Annotated in this window: 15 protein-coding genes and 1 tRNA gene; 10 read left to right on the top strand and 6 right to left on the bottom strand. The window is 51.8% G+C overall.

Annotation, left to right across the window (positions count from 1 at the left end; genetic code table 11):
- The first annotated feature begins 35 nt into the window (after positions 1-35).
- Positions 36-917, top strand: coding sequence for a PHP domain-containing protein (locus tag A4Z71_RS04960; protein ID WP_070954815.1), 882 nt, complete (start codon positions 36-38; stop codon positions 915-917).
- Positions 918-929: 12 nt separating this feature from the next.
- Here the strand turns inward: A4Z71_RS04960 and A4Z71_RS04955 are convergent, their stop codons facing one another.
- On the bottom strand, positions 930-2,345 hold the full coding sequence (locus A4Z71_RS04955; protein ID WP_070954814.1) for a DEAD/DEAH box helicase: 1,416 nt from the start codon (positions 2,343-2,345) through the stop codon (positions 930-932).
- Positions 2,346-2,413: 68 nt separating this feature from the next.
- Here A4Z71_RS04955 and A4Z71_RS04950 point away from each other — a divergent pair, with 68 nt between their 5' ends.
- Complete coding sequence (locus A4Z71_RS04950) at positions 2,414-3,184, top strand: ferritin-like fold-containing protein (protein ID WP_084028430.1); 771 nt, start codon at positions 2,414-2,416, stop codon at positions 3,182-3,184.
- On the opposite strand, the gene A4Z71_RS04945 is transcribed toward A4Z71_RS04950, so the two are convergent.
- Positions 3,181-3,468, bottom strand: a complete 288-nt coding sequence (locus A4Z71_RS04945) for a hypothetical protein (RefSeq protein WP_070954813.1) — start codon at positions 3,466-3,468, stop codon at positions 3,181-3,183. The two genes, A4Z71_RS04950 and A4Z71_RS04945, sit on opposite strands and share 4 nt — an antisense overlap.
- Entirely contained in the window at positions 3,468-3,692 is a 225-nt protein-coding gene (locus tag A4Z71_RS04940) for a DUF3107 domain-containing protein (protein WP_070954812.1), read from the bottom strand. The genes A4Z71_RS04945 and A4Z71_RS04940 overlap by 1 nt, the downstream gene beginning before the upstream one ends.
- A 130-nt stretch (positions 3,693-3,822) precedes the next feature.
- Here A4Z71_RS04940 and A4Z71_RS04935 point away from each other — a divergent pair, with 130 nt between their 5' ends.
- Both A4Z71_RS04935 and A4Z71_RS04930 read left to right on the top strand, forming a co-directional pair.
- Positions 3,823-6,897: an ATP-dependent DNA helicase gene (locus tag A4Z71_RS04935; RefSeq protein WP_070954811.1), complete on the top strand. Its 3,075-nt coding sequence runs from the start codon at positions 3,823-3,825 to the stop codon at positions 6,895-6,897.
- Positions 6,890-10,003, top strand: coding sequence for an ATP-dependent DNA helicase (locus tag A4Z71_RS04930; protein ID WP_070954810.1), 3,114 nt, complete (start codon positions 6,890-6,892; stop codon positions 10,001-10,003). The genes A4Z71_RS04935 and A4Z71_RS04930 overlap by 8 nt, the downstream gene beginning before the upstream one ends.
- 32 nt (positions 10,004-10,035) lie before the next feature.
- Here the strand turns inward: A4Z71_RS04930 and A4Z71_RS04925 are convergent, their stop codons facing one another.
- Entirely contained in the window at positions 10,036-11,151 is a 1,116-nt protein-coding gene (locus A4Z71_RS04925; RefSeq protein ID WP_070954809.1) for a phosphotransferase, read from the bottom strand.
- 60 nt (positions 11,152-11,211) lie between these two features.
- Between A4Z71_RS04925 and nudC the strand changes: the two genes are divergently transcribed.
- Both nudC and A4Z71_RS04915 read left to right on the top strand, forming a co-directional pair.
- Positions 11,212-12,165, top strand: a complete 954-nt coding sequence (nudC, locus tag A4Z71_RS04920; protein ID WP_070954808.1) for an NAD(+) diphosphatase — start codon at positions 11,212-11,214, stop codon at positions 12,163-12,165.
- On the top strand, positions 12,162-13,826 hold the full coding sequence (locus A4Z71_RS04915) for an ATP-dependent helicase (RefSeq protein ID WP_070954807.1): 1,665 nt from the start codon (positions 12,162-12,164) through the stop codon (positions 13,824-13,826). Before nudC ends, A4Z71_RS04915 begins: the two co-directional genes overlap by 4 nt.
- On the opposite strand, the gene A4Z71_RS04910 is transcribed toward A4Z71_RS04915, so the two are convergent.
- Positions 13,819-14,838 carry a hypothetical protein gene (locus tag A4Z71_RS04910; protein ID WP_070954806.1) on the bottom strand — a complete coding sequence of 340 codons (1,020 nt, stop codon included), beginning with the start codon at positions 14,836-14,838 and terminating at the stop codon, positions 13,819-13,821. The two genes, A4Z71_RS04915 and A4Z71_RS04910, sit on opposite strands and share 8 nt — an antisense overlap.
- Positions 14,839-14,911: 73 nt before the next feature.
- Positions 14,912-16,234, bottom strand: a complete 1,323-nt coding sequence (locus tag A4Z71_RS04905; RefSeq protein ID WP_084028427.1) for a zinc-dependent metalloprotease — start codon at positions 16,232-16,234, stop codon at positions 14,912-14,914.
- 108 nt (positions 16,235-16,342) lie between these two features.
- Between A4Z71_RS04905 and A4Z71_RS04900 the strand changes: the two genes are divergently transcribed.
- The 4 genes from A4Z71_RS04900 to A4Z71_RS04885 all read left to right on the top strand — a co-directional run bounded on the left by A4Z71_RS04900 (position 16,343) and on the right by A4Z71_RS04885 (position 21,463).
- On the top strand, positions 16,343-17,419 hold the full coding sequence (locus A4Z71_RS04900; RefSeq protein WP_070954805.1) for a YlbL family protein: 1,077 nt from the start codon (positions 16,343-16,345) through the stop codon (positions 17,417-17,419).
- Positions 17,420-17,437: 18 nt separating this feature from the next.
- A complete protein-coding gene (locus tag A4Z71_RS04895) occupies positions 17,438-20,320 on the top strand; it encodes a UPF0182 family membrane protein (protein ID WP_145943909.1) in 2,883 nt (960 codons plus the stop codon).
- Between the two features lie 46 nt (positions 20,321-20,366).
- Positions 20,367-20,443: transfer RNA gene (locus tag A4Z71_RS04890), tRNA-Met, on the top strand.
- A 144-nt stretch (positions 20,444-20,587) separates the two neighbouring features.
- Positions 20,588-21,463 (top strand): hypothetical protein, encoded by an 876-nt coding sequence (locus tag A4Z71_RS04885; RefSeq protein ID WP_070954804.1) that lies wholly within the window; start codon positions 20,588-20,590, stop codon positions 21,461-21,463.
- Positions 21,464-21,499 lie beyond the last annotated feature (36 nt).

Raw genomic sequence — 21,499 nt, 5'->3', positions numbered from 1 at the left:
CCACTCGAATTTCAGAAGGTAGGCTCAGAGCAATCATGAAGATAGATTTGCACGCGCACTCGATTCGATCAGACGGTAAAGATTCACCAACCGAGGTTTTTGAGCATGCAGCCGCGGCGGGCGTTGAAGTTTTAGCGCTGACCGATCACGACACCACATCCGGCTGGACTGAGGCCGCCGAGGCCGCTAGCCGCCTTGGAATGACTTTTGTGCCGGGCATTGAGGTAACCACCCGCTCCGAGGTTTGGGCTAACAATCGCAGGCGGTTCATCAGCGTTCACCTGTTGGCATATCTGCCAGATCCCAATAATGAAAAATTGCAGTCGGCGATGTCGCAGACATTAAATTTTCGGGAAAACCGGGCCAAATTGATGGTTGAACGGCTCGCCGAAGATTTTCCAATCACCTGGGATTTAGTGTTAGCCCAACTGGCAGAAGGGGCAACTATCGGTCGCCCGGCCATCGCTGATGCAATGGTCGAATTGGGCTTTGGGCAGTCTCGCAGCGAAGTTTTTCGCGGGCCCTTGCATAAAGACAGCAAATACTATGTCTCGACCGAAACCCTAGATTTTTTTGATGCTATCGGTTTGGTTCGTGATGCTGGGGGAGTACCGGTAATCGCTCATCCTCTTGGCGGCGCACCCGAACATCTTGAACGCGGTGATTTGCCTGAAGAGCATTTTGAAGCCGCTATCGAAGCTGGTCTTGCCGGCTTTGAGGTCTTTCATCGCGAGGTGCCCCAAGTTGCACGCGAATGGTTGCTGGGACTAGCTCAGAAACATGACCTCATTGTCACCGGCTCAAGTGACTATCACGGTGAACATGGCAAGCCGAATCGACTCGGTGAGAACACTACTGCGCCAGAGATGTATCAGCGCATTGTCGAAACTGCCAGCGGAAGTAAACCGCTCAACTAGTTCTGGAAATGGCTACTGACCGGCTCTGGTGCGACGACGCTCGCGTTTTACCCCGCCAGAGCGCTCTGGTTTGTGTTCGGTGTTCGAAGCGGCCTTACCGCTCGCTTGAGTTTTTTCGCCATGTGCTTTAGTTCCAGAATTTCTGCCGCGATCAGATGAGGGCTTACTTCCACTTTGCGACCTGCCACGATTTGAAGATTTTGAGTTATCTTCGCGACCTGGATTGCGCCTCGGCTCTTCGGACGCCTTGTTTAGTCGACCCTTGGTGCCGGCAGCAATATTCAGATCCTTCATCAAGTGTTCAGAACTTGAGTAAGTTTCGGTTGGTTCTTCTTGACCAAATTCAAGGGCATTGTTGATGTGTTTCCAACGCACCAAATCTTCCCAGTCAACGAAAGTGACAGCGATTCCGGTTCGACCCGCGCGGCCGGTTCGCCCAACTCTGTGAAGGTAGGCCTTCTCGTCCTCTGGAACTGTGTAGTTGATTACGTGGGTTACGTCGTCAACGTCAATGCCTCGTGCGGCCACTTCGGTGGCAACCAAAATTTCTTTTTTGCCGGTGCGAAACGCGTTCATCGAACGTTCGCGAGCCTCTTGAGACATGTCACCGTGAAGGCCGGTAGCGCTGAAACCTCGGTCGACCAATTCTTCGGCAACTTTGCTGGCCTGACGCTTGGTCTTGGTAAAAATAACAGTTTTGCCGCGACCTTCGGCCTGCAAAATTCGACCGACAACTTCGTCTTTGTCTAGGGCGTGAGTTCGATAGACAAACTGCTTGATGTCTGCTTTGGTGTGGCCCTCATCTGGCTCATTTGCACGGATGTGAACTGGGCGATTCTGGTACTTGCGGGCCATGTTGACGATTGCTCCCGGCATGGTGGCCGAAAACAGCATGGTCTGTCGAGTTGCTGGGGTGTAGGCAAATAGTTTTTCAACATCTGGCAAAAAGCCGAGGTCAAGCATTTCATCGGCCTCATCGAGAACCATAATCTCGATGCTGCCTAGGTCGAGCTTGCGCTGCTTTGATAGGTCAATGAGGCGACCGGGGGTGCCCACAATGATCTGTGCACCGGCGTCAATCTCGGCAACCTGACCCTCGTATGACTTTCCACCGTAAATAGCGGCCACGGTGGTTGAGCGGTTGCCGGTAGCAAGTTTTAGATCATCCGCGACCTGGATTGCTAGCTCACGAGTTGGAACCACAACCAGCGCTTTTGCTCCCGGAGTAGGAGACAAACCAAGTTTTTGAATCAATGGCAAACCAAAACCCAGAGTTTTTCCGGTACCGGTTTTAGCTTGGCCGATGATGTCCTGGCCAGTCAGAGCCAAAGGTATTGCCTGTTCTTGAATCGGAAAAGGAGAGGTGATTCCCTTAGCCTCTAGGGCGTCGACTATGTCTTGGTCGATGCCTAGTTCGATGAAATTCATTGCACTCCTTGATTTTCTAATAGTCTACCCGGCTACCCCATAGCCATGGCGGTTGCTAAAGTGGTGAGGTGTTTGAATGGTTCAAGCGTTTCGCTAAGCGGTCTAAAAAGTTAACTCTGCCGGCCCGTGAAGAGCGCGCACGCAACACCGGTGAGGTAAATCTCAAACCATTTACCCCAGAACCAAAAGAGTTTCTTGGGCGCCTGGCTTATCTACAACTGAGCCAATTCGAAATTCTGACTGCAGAGTTGAAGTACTCGCCGAACACCCAGTACAAAGCCGAACTGAGCGAGGCCGCGGCTAAGTCGTTCGAGAAGTATCGCGCCATTTCTAAACGAATCGCCACCCTTGGCATTGACCCGACTGACGCGATGGAACCATTTGTCGAAGGCATCGAGGTCTTCCACTCGCGCACCGCGGGACTTGATTGGTTTGAGGCGGTGATCAAGGTTTACCTTGTTGGTGGCTTGCTAGACGATTTTTATCGTCGACTCTCAGCCGGATTACCGCTGGAATTGCGCGCCGACGTTGAAAAAATCTTGAGCGACAAAAAGTTTGAAACTTTCGCCAAAAAGGTTTTGCTTCAGGCTATGGCTGACGATCCGCAGTTGGCATCGAGGCTTGCGGTATGGGGGCGTCGAATCATGGGAGATGTCTTGCTCGAGCTTCGAGCCGGGCTGGATAATCGCAAACTGGCCGGCGTGACTAAATCGAAGATTTTGACTGAAGCCCAAGAGCGACAGGTTAATCTTGCCGCCTACGGCAAACTTGAACCGCTGATTTCAGAACTAATTGGTGCGCACACTCTCAGAATGGATGCTCTCGGGCTTACTGCCTAGTGGTGGGCAGGCTGCTTAGCAAATCTTGCTGCCACTAACTTGGTGCCCAACCACATGGCCAGAGGCATCGATAACATGACCGCGGTTAGGTTTAGCGGATTGTCATAGCCGACAGAAAGCAGAACCAACAGGGTTGACAACACCGAGGACCAAATAACCGCGATCGCCATAGGAACCAGGCTGCCTACCGATTTGTTGCTAAACCCGATCCATGGGGCAACCAAACCCAACAAGCCTGCGTAAACCAGCAAAAACACCTGGCTAATGATGATGTTCAAGTCCATTAGGCGATAAACCCAACGCGACGAGTCTCTTCAACTCCAATTTCTAGGTAGGAGAGCGCTTCGGCTGGGATCAGGTAAACCTTGCCTTTTGAATCGGAAAGTTTAATCAATTTGGCACCAGTCTCGAGAGCAGACGATACCGCTGATTCAATCTCTGCTGCGTTGCGGTCAGTTTCAAAACTAATTTCGCGCCCCGAGTGCTTGATTCCGATTCTGATGTCCATTTCGGCCTTCCTGTCTCTGTTCTAGGTTATGCCAAGAGCCTCTATTCTAAACACCTCAACTGGTCACCGTTATTGCCGAAAATTGCCGAACCCAGACCAGGACGTCGCAGCAATTGGCTAGATTAGCCCCATGCCCGAAATCTCGTTTAAGCGCCAAAGTTTGGTGAAATCTGGGTTTGACCTAACTCCGATTCAGCAGCAGGTGTCAAATCTTCCGCTGGGGCAAAATGCTTTAATTTTGGGTTCGCCGGGCAGTGGCAAAACGGTGGCACTCGCCGCTTTGGCCACCAATCTAATCAGAGCCAACCAACCCGATCAGGTTCTGGTTTTGGCGGCAAATCGCTATGCCGCCGATAAGCTTCGCGACTTTCTGGCAGTCGAATTGCAACTCGCGGTGCCTTCATCTCTCGCCCGCACTTTGCCCTCTTTTGCCTTCGGTGTGCTCAACAAATTGGCCCTAGATCAATCTCGCGAACTGCCGCTATTACTAACCGGAGCCGAACAGCAGGCCATAATTTCAAATCTAATTGCCGAACTTGACATCGAATGGCCGGCAGTTGCCTCGAAAACAGTTCGCTCGTTGAATGGCTTTGCCGCTGAAGTACGTGAATTGCTCACTATTTGTCTTGAAAATCAGGTCAATCCCGAAAAACTGGTGTATCTGGCGAATCAGCAACAAAAACCGCTATGGCAGTCGGCCGCCCAAGTGCTAGCTGCCTACCTCGAATCATTGCCAAATAATGTCTACGATTCTGCCCAGTTGCTTTCCTCGGCCCAGCAGGCCATTATCGAGCACCCTTACCTGGTTGCCGAGGTAAAGCAAGTCTTGGTTGACGATTCCCAAGAGCTCAGTCCGGCAGCTGTCGATTTTCTCGAGACCTTGGCGGCTACCGCGGGCTTGATTCTTTTTTCCGATCCAGATTCGTCAACCTTGGGCTTCAGGGCTACCGAACAAAAAGTGTTGATGCAAAAGTTGCGCTCAAGGTTTGCTGATTTCAGCGAATTCAGACTTGAGCAACCGCTGCGGCAACCTTCAATTTCAGCTGCCATGGCAGCAGTTTCAGCCCGAATTGATCCGGCTCTTGCTGGCACTCAGCGAAAAGGGCTGACCGCCCAAAATCTCGACGACGACTCGGTCGAGGTTCAAATTTTTCATGACCAGCAAACTCAATATGCCGCCATCGCAGCAAAAATTCGGCATGCTCATCTAATCGAAAAAATCCCCTTCGAGCAGATGGCAATTGTCGCTCGCTCGCGCACCATCCTCGATCAGGTGCAATCCCTGGTTTCTTACTTCGAAGTGCCTGTTTTTCAAGCGGGCAGTGCCAAAGCGTTTAGTCAGCAATTTGCTGCACGCAGCCTGCTTGAGCTGGCGCAGGCCAGCATTAATTTCGACCAGCTAGACCAGTTTCAGCGAGCCGCACTATTCCAAAATGCTTTCTGCTCTCTAGATTCGCTACAAATTCGACGTCTGACTCGCGAGTTGCGAAAGTGGTCAGAGCCATCCCAGGTTCGAATCACCAACTCAGAGTTGTTGGCAAGCCTTTTTGATGATGCGCAGATACTGCAGCAATGTCGCGGAACCGAGGCCAAAATTGCGGCCAACTTTCTCGAGCGTTTTGCCCAGGCGCAGAGTCTTGCTTCGGAGCCGGGCAGCGTTGAGCAGCTGCTCTGGGCGCTTTACGAGGGCTCAATAACCGTTCAAAATTGGTTGGCTGAAGAAAATCCAAGCGCGCAGATAACCGAAAACCTAAATTCACTGGTCGCGCTCTTTGCGGCTGCAAACCGCTTTGTCGAGCGAAACCCAGAGCTACCGGCAAGTCATTTTGTGTTCGAGCAGTTGTCGAAGAACATCGCTGAAGATTCGCTCGAGTCCGCCAACGAGCTGCCTGGTCAGGTGCCACTGCTCACCCCGGCCATGCTCATCGGGCGAAGGTTTCGACGAATTTTTGTTCCAGATCTAATCGAAGGAATTTGGCCGAACCTAAAACCCAGATCATCGCTATTCGATGCCCAGCTGCTCTCGCTGATTTTGAGCGGCTCGAATGTTGAGCAAGGGTTCGTAAGGTCTGAACTACCTGATGAAACGCGGCTGCTCTTCAAGACCCTCGGTGCCGCATCCGAAAAAATTGTGTTCACTTTTGCCCAGACCGAAGATGAGCAACCATCACAATTTTTCCGATTTATGTGCTCTGAATTGCCAGAGGCAACCAAGTTCGAGATCGATTCGCTAAATCTTCGATCCACGGTTGGCCGACTTCGGCGTCAGATTGCCTTGGCCTCGCCCGACCAAGTTTTGCCCCTGGCCGTCAAACTGGCCAAACTGGCCTCAGCCGCAGCACCGGGCGCCCATCCAAGTCAGTGGTACGGCCTTGCCCCGCTCTCTAGCCTTGAGCCGCTCAGCGACCTAAATTCTGAAATAGTCAGCATCAGCCCGTCTCAGTTAGAAAATTTTGCCAAGTGTCCGCTGCACTGGTTTTTATCGGCAAACGGCGGTGACGTCAAAGACTTCAAATCTTCGTTGGGCACAATCTTGCACCAACTCTTCGAACAAGAAGTGGCTATGACATCAGCAGTCGAGGCCGAAGCGCAATACTGGCAGATGCTGCAATCTCGATGGTCTGAACTTCGCTTTGACGCCGACTGGATCGAGCAGCAAACCAGCAGAAAAGCGCGCCGGGCATTATTCAACATGCTCGAATACCTGCAGAAATTTGAGGTTCAATCGGCCAGCGTCATTGGTCGTGAGGTCGAATTTGAGTTCGATATTGGTAAAGCCAGGCTGCGCGGAAAGGTAGATCGCATCGAACTTCGGCCAGACGGCAGCATTCGAATCGTCGACCTGAAAACCTCGAGTCGGGTGCCAGCCGACAGAGATGTTCGCCAAAATCCGCAGTTGGGCAGTTATCAATTGGCATTTGAGGCGGGCGCTTTCGGCCAACTTGAAGGGGTAACCAACCATCAAGACTTTGACGCGTCAATCGTGGCAATTGGTGGCGAAAAACTTGTCGAGCGAGTTCAGCCATCAATCAAATCTGATGTCGATTTGCGCCAAGAGCTGCAAAACCTAATCGAGCGGGCAACCAACGAAATGGCGATGACCAATCTCACGCTTGAAGCTCGCATGAGCACGCATTGCACTAACGATCGCGAATTTGGAAGTTGCCGAATTCACCTGGTTAAGGCGGTGTCTGCAGTTGACTAAATATTCGGCAAACGATGTCTACGCTTTGCTTCGCCCGTTTCAGCTCACCGAAGAGCAGCAACGAGCCGTCGAGCTGGCCCCGATAGATTCTCCCTCGCTGGTAATTGCTGGTGCCGGTTCTGGCAAGACCGAATTGATGTCGGTTCGGGTGCTCTGGCTTGTTGCCAACGAAGTGTGCCGGCCAGAACAAATACTTGGCCTAACCTTCACTCGAAAAGCAGCTAACGAACTGAATAAGAGAATCTACGACGGGCTGTTGCGATTGCGCGACTCAGAGTTGTGGCCAGCCGCACTTGAGTACGATTTTGCCCCGCCAACAATTTCCACCTATAACAGCTATGCCAATCGAATTTTCCGAAACTGGTCACTGGGCCTAGGGTTCGAGCCAGATAACGCGCTACTTACCGAGGCTGCTTCATACCAATTAGTTCGCGAAACCCTGTTTCGGTTTGGTTCAGAAATTGATGATCGAATTCTCGAAGTCGATCAGTCACTCAATCAGCTGATTGAGGCGGTACTAAATATTTCGCAGGCCATGACTGAAAACAGTGCCACCGCTGCCGAAATCGAAGATGTAATTAGTGAACTCTCGCAAAAGTTTGCTCGGTTACCTAAAAGCCTAAAAACTGAAGATAGTGGCAGGTTCGCCTACATGGATACCTTGCTCGGGGGAGCACAGCAAACCCCGATAATCGCTAAATTGGCTGAGGGCTACCAACACCGCAAACGTGAGTTGGGCTTGGTCGACTACGCCGACCAGGTTGCCCTGGCTTATCGGGCGGTTGCTGAACTAGACGCTGCAAAGCAGGAAGAGCAAGCGGCTTTTTCGCAGATTCTGCTCGATGAGTATCAAGATACTTCGGTGCTGCAATCGCGATTTTTAGCTGAACTTTTTTCGGGCCGCTCGGTCTTTGCCGTCGGCGATCCAAATCAGTCAATTTATGGTTGGCGCGGAGCAAGTGCGGCAAACCTAGCTAATTTTCACATTGATTTTGCCGGCTCTGGCCAAGCAACCTTCAGTCTCTCCACGTCATGGCGAAACCCAAAAACTGTGCTCGCTTTTGCCAATCAACTTATTGGTGAACTCAAGGTGTTAGAGCTCGCACCGAGCCCGACGGCTATCGAGGGCAAAATTGAAATTTCTGTTTCGCAGACTATGGCTCAAGAAGTTGAACAGGTGGCTCAGTGGTTTGCGAATCAAATGGATGAAGATAAAACTGCCGCCTTGCTTCTGCGTAAAAGATCGAACATGGCGCTTTATGTTTCTGCACTGGAAGCCCAAGGGTTGGCGGTAGATGTTGTCGGTCTGGGTGGACTGCTCGACTATCCAGAGATCGTCGATTTAGTTTGCGCATTAAAAGTTATTCACCGTGCCGAAGCGGGTAGCGAACTAATCAGGTTGCTCAGCGGGCCACGTTGGCGAATTGGGCCAAAAGATTTACAGTCACTGCAAAAATTCACGCACTTTTACAATCGCCAAATCAAAGAGTCTGAAACAGGGCATTCATCTTTAGAGCAGATGACTATTGTTGATGCCCTTGATGTGCTCAACCAATTTTCCAATTTAGAGCGATTCGGGTTCAGTGATCTCGGGTTGGTGCGCCTAGCCGATGCTGCAGCACTGCTAAAGCGATTGCGCTCGCAGACAGGAATGAACCTGACCGACTTTGTGCGATTTGTCGAGCAGGAGCTGTGGCTAGATATCGAACTTATGGCTAATCCAGTTCGAAAATACCCGCTCGCACAGTTGAATGCTTTCGGCCAAGTGGTTCAAAATTACGTGACCACAAGCAATCGACCCTATTTGGGTGCATTTCTTGAGTGGCTTGATTTTGCCGATGAACACGAACGTCTCGAAGTTCCAACTAAACCACCGGTCAAGGGCGTTGTCCAGGTGCTCACAGTTCACGCCGCAAAAGGGCTCGAGTGGGATCACGTCGCGATCGCCAACCTGGTTGAAGACGATTTTCCTGACAGTCCGAATAGGGCAAGTTCAGGCTGGTTAAGCCTTGGAGTGCTGCCGTTTCCGTTGCGCGGTGACAGCGCTGCCTTGCCAAAACTCGAGGTAGACCAAATCCAAGTTCAAAAAGATGCCAAGGATGCCGTTGAGGCCTTCAAAGTGGCTAATCGGGAACATCACGCCCGTGAAGAATTGCGTTTGATGTATGTCGCCGCAACTCGGCCAAAACGCAATTTACTGCTGGCAGCCTCCTATTGGAAGGCCGGCAACAAGAACCCAAGAAAACTGTCTCCCTATCTGCTTTTGGGTTCGAGCACTCTCGGTGTTGAAATGCCTGAGCGCGAACAAGACACTAACCCCCAAGATCAGACCAGCGAAGTGACTGCTTGGCCGTTAGAGCCTTTAGGTCTCGCACATCGCAACAAACTGCAGCGGGTGGCCGAACAGGTCGAACAGTCAATCGAAAATGGTCAAAGTGTCTCCAATTTTGATGACTCCGATTCGTTCACTATCGAGCTCTTGCTGGCCGAGTTAGATCAACGTCAGCTCAGCAAAAAACAAACTGAGCTTCCAGTTCGAATTGCGGCCTCGGCGATGTACCAACTTATTTCTGAGCCCGAGAAGCTGGCTCAGCGAATTTTGCGGCCGGTTCCGACGAGACCTTTTCAAGCCACTCGCACGGGCACTCTTTTTCACGAGTGGATTGAGCGCAAATTTAGGGCGGAAGCATCCGAGAAAGAATTCATTTCGGGTTTCGAAGAGGCCAATCTAGAAACTCTGATCACCAATTTTGAAAACTCGCGGTGGGCTACTCTCCAGCCAATAGCTGCAGAAGAAGAGCTCCAACTCACCATCGGCTCCCACACCATCATTTGCAAATTGGATGCGGTTTTTGAAACGCCGAACGGCATCGAAATTGTCGATTGGAAAACTGGAAAATCACCCAAAACCGAGACCGAGGCTGCGGCAAAATTGTGGCAGTTGTCGATTTATCGTTGGGTTTATGCCACAGCAAAAAACATAGCCCCCGAGAAAATCACCGGAACGCTATATTTTGTGGCCGAAAACGAAGAGCTATCCCCGAAGCTCCTAGATCCTGAAGAGCTGCTCGAGAGTTGGCAGCAATTTCTAAGGTCACTGGGTTAGCCGATTCGCAACTTCGTTGGATTCGTAAAACCTTAGAAAAGTTCGTTGTCAGATTTTTCCGGAAGCTCAATCGGTTTGGTTTGCAAATCTACGTATTGCAAATCTTCGTTAGATACCGGTTCTGCAGCCGGGCTGGCAAAAGCAGTGGCCGCATAGTCTTCCACAACATCTGGCTCAATCAGCGAACTGCTCAAGACGGCGGCAGGTCCGGTACCCGCAGCCAATTTTGATATTGAGCCAGACTGCACCTCATCGGCTAAAACACTCAGCATCGCAACCGCATCGTCAATAATTGCCTGATCTGAAATAGCGATTCCGTGAAGCAACCAACGACCAAGCTCGAGTTCGCTGTAAAGAATGGCGCGAGCTTTGAATCCATGATCAACCACGTCGCGATAGCTCAGGTAACTGCGCAACAGAGCATCGTTGTTTTCGTGCAAGCCGGTACCAAAAATCCAAGCAAAATCTTCAGCTGGGTCTGAGACTCGCAGCGATGACCAACCCAGTGCGCCACTAACCTCATCGTCTAGGTTCAGCAGCGAATCCGCATTTAGGCCGCCGTGAATAACACAGGTTTGAAAATGGAAAATCGAGACATCTTCCAACGCAGTTTCCCAGCGGGTGAGCAGTGCTGAAGGAACGCGCCCGGTCGCTGCGATTCGGTCGAGTTCGCTGATCCGTAGTTTGAGAATTTCAGCGATACTCAGATTGGGTAGCCCGGCGTTATCGATTACCTGTCGGTCAATTGAGTGGATTGCGGCAATTGCTCTGGCCACCGAATCGGCTAACTTGCTGCCTACCGACAGTTGCGCGGGATTCGATGGGTCGCCATAGACGAACTTGAAGAGCACGGCTCGTATGCCCGTTGTCTCTCGAGTCTCGCCTACGACCTGGGTGATTTCAAACGGTAATTTTGCTCGAACCTCTGCGGTGAGTGCGCTGAGTGCCCTCAACTCAACCTCGAGCGCGGTTCCAGCGGATGCGTTTCTCGGCAGTTTGATTGTGAAGTGATCCCCCGAGGTTGCGGTTAGCAAAGCGCTGTCGAAGGCTCCGCCGGTTCCTGCAGTCAATGGTTTTACTTGCGAGAAATCTAGATGCGGCGCTGCGTCTTTAGCTAGCGCCGCTAAAATCAAGGGAGATTTTGCCATGTAGTTCAGGTTAGACGCACCGTCTAATCAGAGGCTGAATCGCCACGCGAAAGTGACAGCATGCTCAAATTGCCTTTGGCACAAAACGCCGTCGATCGTGACTACCTAAGTCGCGAGTCGGTCTCTGCTGTTTCCGACATTTTGCTACAACCTAACGTGCGTGTTTTACCGATGCTCAATGGCGAGGTTCCGACAACCGGAGTCCACAATGGCAATCCGGAGTTGGTGTATTTTGATGCCGAAAGAATCGCCAGTTACGAAAATCTGATTTACCTAGGTAAAAGTGAGCTTGAAACAGATTACGTTTCCTACGGTGCGCCGATTTTGCTGGCAATTTTGAATCGTGACTTGGTGGCCGAACTAGGTCTTGATGAATTCGAATGGCATGGCTTGCGCAAGACTGGCGCAGGACTCAACCCGCTTGATGCCGGCGTTTATACCCAGGCGTTAGCCATTAACAACTGGCATCAGTCGCATCAGTTTTGCCCACGTTGCGGGTCGGCAACCGAAATCATCAAAGCCGGCTGGTCTCGCAAGTGTTTGGCTGATGGGCAGGAAATATTCCCCAGGACTGATCCGGCAATCATTGTTGGTGTTATAGATCAGCAAGAACGTATTTTGCTGGGTTCGCAAGGCAGTTGGGGAGAAAACCGCTGGTCTATCCTGGCTGGTTTTGTCGAGGCCGGTGAATCTCTGCAGGCAGCTGTAATTCGCGAAATGTATGAAGAGGCCGGCGTTCGGGTTACCAACCCGAGATATCTTGGTAGTCAAGCCTGGCCATTTCCAGCCTCACTGATGGTCGGATTTTTTGCCGATTTAGACCCAGATCATCCCGACATTGAAGCGGTTCCAGATGGCATTGAAATCGAAAGACTTCGCTGGTTTTCGAGGGCCGAGATTGAAGCGGAAGCCGACCGGCTGTATTTGCCAAGTCGACTTTCTATCTCGAGGGCGATTATTGAACACTGGTTCGGTGCCGAGATAGTTTGCGCCACCGATCGCGAGGGATTGTGACGCCGGAGCAGATTCTCGACCAGTTAGATGATCAGCAGCGCCTTGCCGCCCAGCTACTCACCGGCCCAACCTGCATCATCGCGGGCGCAGGTACTGGTAAAACTCGCACCATCACTCACCGAATCGCATACGGGGTAGCTACCGGCCAATTTTCGCCCAATCGGGTTTTGGCTTTGACCTACACCAACAAGGCGGCCGCTGAGCTCAGAACTCGGCTGCGCGCTTTGGGTGTTTCCGGCGTTAGCGCTAAAACTTTTCACTCGGCGGCACTCTCGCAGCTCGAGTATTTTTGGCCACAATTCACCGGTGCTGCGGCGCCAAAGGTAATTGAGTCGAAATCTAAGTTGATTATTGAGGCTGCCACTAGTTTGAAGCTGAAGCTCGATACCGCATCGGTGCGAGACGTAGCTGCCGAAATTGAGTGGCTCAAATACTCACTCACGGCCATGGGTGACTACTCGAAAAGCCGCAAAAATTCGGTAGCGGGAATGTCTCCGACAAAGTTGTTGGAACTGATTACTAAGTACGAAGAACTAAAAATAGCTAGGCAGCAGATCGATTGGGAAGATGTGTTGTTGCTCACTATCGGCTTGTTGAAATCTGAGCCGAGAGCGCTGGCTCACGTTCACGCTCAATATCGTTTTTTTACCGTGGATGAGTATCAGGACATTAGCCCGCTGCAGCAAGAACTATTGGACGTCTGGCTCGGAAATCGCAATGAAATTTGTGTTGTCGGCGACCCAAATCAAACCATCTACACTTTCACCGGCGCATCAAGTCGCTTTCTGCAAACCTTCAGTAATCGATTTGAGGGTGCCCAGGTGGTCAAGTTGACCAAAAACTACCGCAGCAGTGAATCAATTATTGCCACGGCAAATCGCTTGGCCACCTCAGATAGTTTTGAGCTTGAATCTGCCAGCAAAACTGGCTCGGCAAAACCAAGGATTCAAGAGTTCGAGTCAGTCTCAGACGAAGCAGCCTACGTGGTTAGCCGTATTGAAGGGTTGCTCGCGCAGGGAACCTCTCCAGCCGACATTGCAATACTGTACCGAGTCAACGGGCAATCCGAAGCTTTTGAAAATGCTCTAATTTCCGCTGGAATTAGCTATCAGGTTCGCGGTGGCGAGAAGTATTTTCAGCGGCCTGAGATCCAGGCCGCCATCCGTGCTATACGCGCCGAGGCCCTAAGCGGATCATCCCTAACTGTCTTCGAGTCGGTGTCGAACATCATTCGGTCGCTGGGTTGGCAAGCCCTGGCACCTGAGACTAAAGGTGCTGCTCGAGAAAAATGGGAGGCCCTCAACGGGCTCTTGACCATTGTTGACGAGCTGCCTGAAACAGCTGACCTTGGGGCTCTAGCCATCGAGTTGGATGAGCGGATGAGAAGCTCAGATGAACCACAGCGGGCCGCTGTCACGCTGTCGACAATTCACGCGGCCAAAGGCCTCGAGTGGCCCTGTGTTTTTGTGGTCGGTGTGACTGAAGGTTATCTTCCGATTAGTTACGCGAAAACTGAAGCTGAAATTTTTGAGGAGCAGCGCCTTTTCTATGTTGCTGTCACTCGAGCAATGCAGCAACTGGTGATCACCTGGTCAAAACGCGACAATCAAAAAGGCTGGCAGCGTGAGCCCTCACGCTTTTTAGGTTTGATTACTAGCTGAAATTGCAAGTGCAATTATGGGCGAATTTCCAATCGAATGCTTCAATCTCGGGCGTCGAATAGTTGAACTGCAACGCCCCTAACTCAAACGTGGCGCCGGTGGTTTCAGAGTCGAGATATTGAAGCAGTCGTCGAGTAGCTATTGCCGCTGCAAATAACCTGGATGCGGTGTCGTCAAGCCGAGATTTTGAGTTGACCAACTGACTGGCAAGGGTGGGGAAAGCCGAATCTTCATCGTGTTGAGCCGAGAGATAACAGTTCAGGCAAGGGGTTAGCCCGGGTCTAACCAGTCCCGAAAACCACAGGCCATCCTGTTTGAAAATTAGCGCCGCATGCGGGGTATCGCTGCTGAGAAAATTTTGATAGCTGCTTGGATCAACTATTTCTTGACCCAAGAGCAGCGCGGCATCGACATTTTCTGAAACGGATGCGTTGAAAGAAATCTGAGTTTGATTGGGAGATGCGCTAAGCAGGTCGCGCGTGGCGGTAATTCGCGGTTTGCCAAGAAGCTGCGCAGGATAACCGCAGGGCCCTAAGTCTGCTTTTGAAACTAATTCTCGATCGCCAGTGAATATTTGACCGATACCGCAACTTGCCAGTGCTTGGGCCGCCAGTAAGCCGGATGCAGTTAGTTCGTTGATGAATATTTTTCGAGTTGCGCGCATGGCAACTATTTGGTTGCCAGATTGGTTATGTTCTAGGTTTGCGCGGCTAATCTCGGCAAACATGCTGGAGACAAGTTCGGGGGAGAGTTGGAAATTTCGATCACGGTCTCGAATTAGCGTTTTTTCAAGAGCGGTTAGAAGTTCGGTTGATTCGGTAATTGAATTTCCGGTTTGCTGAGCAATCAGATCAAACTGGCTGTCGGCTACGCCAATAAAAAGAGCGGCTACCAGTTTCTCTTGCGAGAGGCTGAGGTTGCCCAGTTGGACAGCCTTTTTGCCGTAACCAATTTGCATGTTCTTTGGGTCTCGCCAAAGCGCCGGAAGGCTGGGATTGATTCTTGTCACCATGGCGAAATTGTGTCGAATTTCGTTTAGCCTCGCCGGGCTTTTCCACAGCTAAAAGTTTGATTCGCCGCAGCGGCTAGTTTGATTCGCCTAAAAGTTTGCGAAGTTCGTCATCCATCGAATCGCCGTTACTGCCTAGTCGGGCAATAAAATCTTCGACATTTTCGAGTTCTTGAGCCGTTGGAAGCAAATCAGGGTGCTCAAAAACTGAATCGCGTTTGCTCGCGCCCAATTTTTCTGTGATGGTCAACCAGAATGCGGTTGCTTCACGCAATTTTCGCGGCCTCAGTTCTAAGCCAACCAGGGCTGCAAAAGTGTGCTCAGCTGGTCCGCCAACCGCTCTTCTTCGGCGCACAGCCTCGGCAATAGCCGACTGCTTCGGCAATCGTGCTGTGGCTACGGTGGTGACCGCTTCAACCCAGCCCTCAATCATGGCAAGCGCAGTTTCGATGGCTTCCAGTGCTTCCTTTTGTTCATCGGTGCGCTCAGCGATAAAAGCTCCCGATTCTAGGGCTCGCTTAAGCTCCTCTGGATTCTCTAAATCTAGGTCTTCCGCCAGCTCGTTGATGGCTCCACTATCGATGCTGATTCCGGCTGCGTACCGAGTAATCTGATTTGTTACCTGATCGCGCAGCCATCGACTCTGCCGGAACAGGCTGGTAATCGCCAATTCACGAATGATCAGGTAGATGTAAACCTGATCAGCCGGTAATTCTGATTCGGCCACAAAAGCCATCAGGTTTTGCGGAATGAAAGCTGGTCGGTCCAAAATCGGCAGGCCGGTATCACCGCCGGCAAGCACCTCGGTTGAGAGTTTGGCCAGGGCTTGACCGAGTTGCATGGCAAAAATGGTGGCACCGGCTGATTTCAGCAAGCCCGATGCTGCCCCGAGCAGTTGAGCCAACTCTTCAGGTGCGTTTTGCTGCAGGTTTTCGGCCAAGGCCGAACTCATTCGATCGGCAACAGGTCCAGCCAAGACTTTGAATAGACCAATCGCGTCGGCGACCCACAGATCGCGGCTTAGAAGTTTGGGGTCATGGTGCACCTGGCTAAGCGAGGTTGCCTCGCCAAGCCAAAGCGACCCAATTTGAAGGGCGGCTTCTATCTCTCGCCGAACCCCATCCGGTACTGGCAGATTTGCCTGTCGAGCTATTTGGGTTGCCTGCGACAAAGCCAAATCCCAGTTCACACCAGAATCGCTGTTGGGCATCACGCGCATGGCACTTTGCATCTGTTCGATGAGCAGGCGCAAACTTTCAGGATCCTTGGGCAATCCTGCAGCGGCCGCCAAGTCATCGGCGTTGATGTTCTCGGGTAAGAATTTTCGGATAAATTCTTCGAAGTCTTCGGGCTTCATAACGTCAACGCTATCTGGCGATCTGATTTTGCGCGCGCGCATGCAGGGTTCTTTCAGATTTGTTCGCCTAGAGCGTTCTGCGATTTGCGGCCCACGCCTCGCAGTTTTGATGTCGCCAAATAGGCTTAATTCAACGAAGGATGAGGTGCCATGAGTTTGTTTGAAACCGAAGCGGTTCCGCGCACTCGACGCCGATTTGGTCTTGGTTTTCTCGCTCTGGCATCAGTTTCGATGCTTGGCCTAGTGGCTTTGCCGACCCCTTACGTAATCGAAAGACCAGGTCCTACTTTCGACCTGTTGGCTCAAACCGACGGCCAATCGGTAATCAGCATCGAAGGGGCGAAAGTTTATCCAACCGAGGGTGAACTGCACCTTTTGACCGTGAGCATTGTCGGAAACCGAAATGCCACCCCAAGTTGGCTCGAGCTCGGTATGGCGTGGCTAGACCCAAGCCAGTCGGTGATTCCCATCGATCAGGTTTTCCCAGCCAATCAGACAGTTGAGCAGAGTGAAGCCGAGAGCACTGCTCTAATGGAGATTTCTCAACAGGATGCCATAGCGGCAGCGTTGCTTGAGTTGGGTTACGAAGTTCCTGGGAGGGTTTACATTTCTCAGGTAAATACAGGATCACCGGCCTCTAAAAAGCTGGTCGCCTCAGATTTTGTTGTCGCGATCGATTCGGTAAAAGTTTCAACCGTTGAACAACTACGTGAATTGGTTGCCAAATACGATGGCCAGAAACCGCTGACGGTGACCGTGCTGCGCAACGGCAGTCAGTTCGATTACGAAATCACCCCGGTCAAAGACGACACCGGCGCCTGGCGCTTGGGCATCATTGTTGGCTACAAATACGACTTCCCGATTCAAGTGAAGCTCGAACTTGCTGATGTTGGTGGCCCCTCCGGTGGTCTTATGTTTGCACTCGCTGTCATCGACAAACTGACTCCGGGTGACCTAACCTCAAAAAACATAATTGCTGGAACCGGAACAATTTCACCCACCGGTGCGGTTGGACCAATCGGAGGAATTCAGCAAAAGATGTTTTCTGCAGTTCGTGAAGGAGCCACTCTGTTTTTTGCCCCAAAATCCAACTGTGATGAGGTTATCGGTCACGTTCCTGAGGGCCTCACCGTAATTGCGGTCGAATCGTTAGACGATTCGCTAAGCGCTCTCACCGCAGTAAAAAATCAAAACTACTCTTCCTTACCAACCTGTTCGGCTAACTAGGCCCTGAAAGCGAGCAAAATGACTACCCCGCTAACTCCGCCAGTATTCAAAAAACCAAGCCCAGCTTCAATCGCTATTTCGATAGTGGTTGCGGTCGGCGCAGCGCTGCTTGGCGCATCGGGTCTATACACCGACTTGCTTTGGTTTAGCCAATTGGGTTACAACGAGGTCTTCACCACCGAGATTGCCGCCCGAGTAGGTTTGTTCGCATCAGCTGCAATTCTGATGGCAGCAATGGTCTGGGGCAGCTTCTTTATTGCCTTCAAGACCCGGCCAATTTATCTAAAGTTCCCAGATGAGCGCGACCCATTTGGGGTCTACCGTCAGGCCCTAGACCAATTGCGCAAGGTCATCATGTGGGCTTTGCCTGCAGTGCTCGGAGTCATGGGTGGTTTGGCCGCATCGCGCGAGTGGGCAACCGCTTTGGCTTGGCTTAACCGCACCGAGACGGGCCAGACCGATCCCCAATTTGGCCTGGACATTAGCTTTTACCTTTTTGATTTGCCGTTCTATGCCGGCTTGGTCAGCTACGTTTCGGCAGCACTTTTCATAGCAGCCCTGGTCGCTGCAGCAATTCATCTGGTTTACGGCAACATCCGTTTCAACGGCCGTGAAACCAGGGTGTCAAAGGCGGCTCGAATCCAAATCGCCGTTACGGCTGCTCTCTACCTTCTAGTTCAAGGTGTTTCACTTTGGCTCGACCAGTATGCGACCATGACATCAAGTGCTGGGCTGTTTACCGGCGCCACCTACAAAGACGTAAACGCTGTTATCCCGGGTTTCCAAATCTTGGCTCTAATCTCGGCTGTCGTCGCAATCCTGTTTTTATTTGCCGCAGTTATCGGCAAGTGGCGACTACCAATTCTCGGAACCGCATTGATGGTTATCTCATCCATTGTTTTGGGTGGTCTTTACCCTTGGGTGGTGCAAACTTTTCAGGTTGTACCAAACGAGCGCACCCTAGAGGCCGAATTTATCAAGCGCAACATCGATGCAACCCGTGCGGCTTACGGCCTCGACAAAGTTGAAGTAATCGAATACGCGGCAACCACGGATGCCGAAGCTGGTGCACTTCGAGCCGACGCGCAAACCACTGCAAACATTCGATTAATTGACCCGGCGCTAGTCTCAGCCTCGTTCAAGCAGTTAGAGCAGTACAAGCAGTACTACAGCTTCCAGACCCACCTCGATGTAGACCGCTACACAATCGATGGCAAGACTCAAGACACCGTCATTGCCACCCGAGAACTAAACCAGGCCGGTTTGGGGGATTCCCAATCTTGGTACAACAACGTGATTGTTTACACCCACGGATACGGTGTGGTTGCCGCCTTCGGAAATCAGCGGTCAACTGAGGGTCAGCCAGTGTTCTTGCAGCAGGGTATTCCATCGAACGGTCTACTCGGGGACTATGAACCGAGAATCTACTTTGGTGAAAACTCACCACCTTACTCGATTGTTGGTGCACCAGCTTCGGCTGAACCTCGTGAGCTTGATTATCCAGCTGGCGAGGGCGAAGCGAACCAGACCTACACCACCTTCCAAGGCGATGGTGGTCCAAAACTAGATAACATTTTTGCTCGCTTGGCCTATGCGTTGAAATTCCAAAGCGAGCAAATCCTGCTATCTGACGCGATCAACTCGCAGTCGCAAATTCTTTACGACCGAACTCCGCGTGAACGAGTAGCAGCCGTGGCTCCTTACCTCACCCTCGACAGCGACGCCTATCCGGCTATCGTAGACGGTCGAGTGCTCTGGATAGTCGATGGCTACACCACTTCGTCGAACTATCCGTATTCGCGAGCCAGCAATCTGGCTGCGGCAATTGCCGACAGCAACACTCAAGAGACCTTCAGTCGCGGCAGCATCAACTACATCCGCAACTCGGTCAAGGCAACCGTCGATGCCTACGACGGCAAAGTGACGCTCTATGCCTGGGATGACACCGATCCGGTTCTCAAAACTTGGAGCAAAGTCTTCCCGAGCAGTTTGAAGTCGGTAAAAGACATGTCTGCCGAGTTGATGGCTCACGTGCGCTATCCGGCAGATCTGTTTAAGCTGCAGCGTTCCATTTTGGGCGCCTACCACGTGACTGATCCGGGTTCGTTCTACTCCCAAGAAGACGCCTGGATGACTCCGAACGACCCAACCACGGCTTCTGCGGTGAACGCACTTCAGCCGCCGTACTACCTGACCATGAAAACTCCGGGGGCGACTGCACCAGAGTTCTCGATTTACAGCACCTACATCCCGCGTTCTACCGGGGAGTCAAGTAGAAACGTGCTGAAGGGTTATTTGGTAGCCAGCAGTGATGCTGGAAACCAGGCCGGCAAAGTTTCGGCAAACTACGGAAAGTTGCGATTGCTGAACTTGCCATCGGACAGCATTGTGCCGGGTCCAGGTCAGGTCCAAAACGCCTTCAATGCCGACTCTGAGGTTTCGCGTTTGCTCAACATCTTGAGCCAGGGATCAACCAAGGTGCTCAAGGGCAACCTGCTAACCCTGCCGGTTGGTGGTGGCTTGCTTTACGTGCAGCCGGTCTACATCCAATCAACTGGAGAAACTAGCTTCCCGCTTCTCAAAAAGGTATTGGTCGCCTTCGGTGACAAGATTGCCTTCGAAGACACGCTTGATGCCGCTCTAGATTCTCTATTCGGCGGCGACTCTGGAGCTAGTGCCGGCGACGGCCTCGAGCCAACGGATCCGACCGAACCAACCGATCCAGGTGCTGGCGAGAGCCCAATTGAAGTTAGCCCAGCCTTGAAGGCGGCGCTAGAGCGGGCGCGTTTAGCAATTGTGGCTAAGCAAGAGGCGCTGGCTAACCAAGACTGGACCGCCTACGGCGAGGCTGAAGAGCAGCTGCAAAAAGCCATTGAGGATGCATTGGCTGCTTCAAGGTAGCCGACTGGAGATGAACCTGCGAACCGTGCTATACTCGAGACTTCGCCGCGGGGTGGAGCAGTTCGGTAGCTCGCCGGGCTCATAACCCGGAGGTCGTAGGTTCAAATCCTGCCCCCGCAACCATAAAAAGGTCCGATTCCGATCGGACCTTTTTCTTTTCTCGGGACCACCCAGGTCTCTGGACAACCCGGATCTGCGGACAACCCGGAAGTTTCTTGTCTGTGGATAACTCAGGCGCGGATGACCCAATTTCGCTAATTTCTGGTTATGTTTTGGCAAAAGCGCTCGGCAATTTCGGCAATTGCTTTCGGGCTATGTTCCACGCTTTGGCTTACGCCCTCGCCATCCTCGGCAGCCGATTGTGTTTCAACCACTAGTGGGTTGTCCGCAAAATCTAAAATTTCAAATCAAACGGTCACCGTCTGCGCCTCGGCACGTAGCGTGCAACCAGCGCGGTCTGCTACGGCAACCACTGTGATTAAGCAGGTTCCCCAAGCTAAACCGAAAACGACCGCTAAGCCAGCGGTAAAGCCGAAACTGCTACCACAATCAGCTCGCCCAATTATGGTCGATCGCATTCCAGCACCGGTCAAGAAACCTACTGCCAAGGTCGTACCCAAGGCGCCAGCTAAAAAGCCAATCAAGGTCACCCAAATCTCAACCAGCACAACGCCAGGCTCAACCTCTGCGCAGCAAGAAGAACAAGATTTCAACCCGACTGCATTTTCAATTTCGAGTTCTGCCGGTACTGTCTTGTCGATTGGTGAATGGGTAAGTTTCACGCACGATGCCAGTGCGCACCAGAGAACCGGCTTGCTGCTTGGAAAATCAACAACGGTTGAATTTCTGCCAGTGGGCCAACAGTGGCAGCTTAACGGTTACGTAACCCAGTCTGAAACTACTTCGACCCGATTTGTCTCGGCTGGAACCTATTTGGTTTCCGTGGCAGTTACCTACTCGGTTTATGCCACCGTAGCCTCGGTTTCAACCCGGCATTTCGTTGGCAACATCGTGCTTAATGCCCACCTCGAGGTCGAGGTTGGCGAAGGGCTTGAACAAAGCTCAGCTGAAACGGGTAGCGGCTTGGTCCGTTTGGTTGACCAACTTTGTCTTGGCCGAACCGATGTTTTTGGCTGCGACTAGAAACTCTTGAGTTTTCTTACAGGGAATTTACATAAA

This window comes from Candidatus Rhodoluna planktonica (assembly GCF_001854225.1).
Classification (GTDB): Bacteria; Actinomycetota; Actinomycetes; order Actinomycetales; family Microbacteriaceae; genus Rhodoluna; species Rhodoluna planktonica.
This window is presented reverse-complemented; position numbering and strand designations above follow the sequence as displayed.

Excerpts from the sequence above, each read along its gene's own strand:
- A4Z71_RS04960 (WP_070954815.1), top strand. The coding sequence starts at position 36 with ATGAAGATAGATTTGCACGCGCACTCGATTCGATCAGACGGTAAAGAT.
- A4Z71_RS04955 (WP_070954814.1), bottom strand. The coding sequence starts at position 2,345 with ATGAATTTCATCGAACTAGGCATCGACCAAGACATAGTCGACGCCCTA.
- A4Z71_RS04945 (WP_070954813.1), bottom strand. The coding sequence starts at position 3,468 with ATGGACTTGAACATCATCATTAGCCAGGTGTTTTTGCTGGTTTACGCA.
- A4Z71_RS04940 (WP_070954812.1), bottom strand. The coding sequence starts at position 3,692 with ATGGACATCAGAATCGGAATCAAGCACTCGGGGCGCGAAATTAGTTTT.
- A4Z71_RS04935 (WP_070954811.1), top strand. The coding sequence starts at position 3,823 with ATGCCCGAAATCTCGTTTAAGCGCCAAAGTTTGGTGAAATCTGGGTTT.
- A4Z71_RS04925 (WP_070954809.1), bottom strand. The coding sequence starts at position 11,151 with ATGGCAAAATCTCCCTTGATTTTAGCGGCGCTAGCTAAAGACGCAGCG.
- nudC (WP_070954808.1), top strand. The coding sequence starts at position 11,212 with ATGCTCAAATTGCCTTTGGCACAAAACGCCGTCGATCGTGACTACCTA.
- A4Z71_RS04910 (WP_070954806.1), bottom strand. The coding sequence starts at position 14,838 with ATGGTGACAAGAATCAATCCCAGCCTTCCGGCGCTTTGGCGAGACCCA.
- A4Z71_RS04905 (WP_084028427.1), bottom strand. The coding sequence starts at position 16,234 with ATGCGCGCGCGCAAAATCAGATCGCCAGATAGCGTTGACGTTATGAAG.
- A4Z71_RS04900 (WP_070954805.1), top strand. The coding sequence starts at position 16,343 with ATGAGTTTGTTTGAAACCGAAGCGGTTCCGCGCACTCGACGCCGATTT.
- A4Z71_RS04895 (WP_145943909.1), top strand. The coding sequence starts at position 17,438 with ATGACTACCCCGCTAACTCCGCCAGTATTCAAAAAACCAAGCCCAGCT.
- A4Z71_RS04885 (WP_070954804.1), top strand. The coding sequence starts at position 20,588 with ATGTTTTGGCAAAAGCGCTCGGCAATTTCGGCAATTGCTTTCGGGCTA.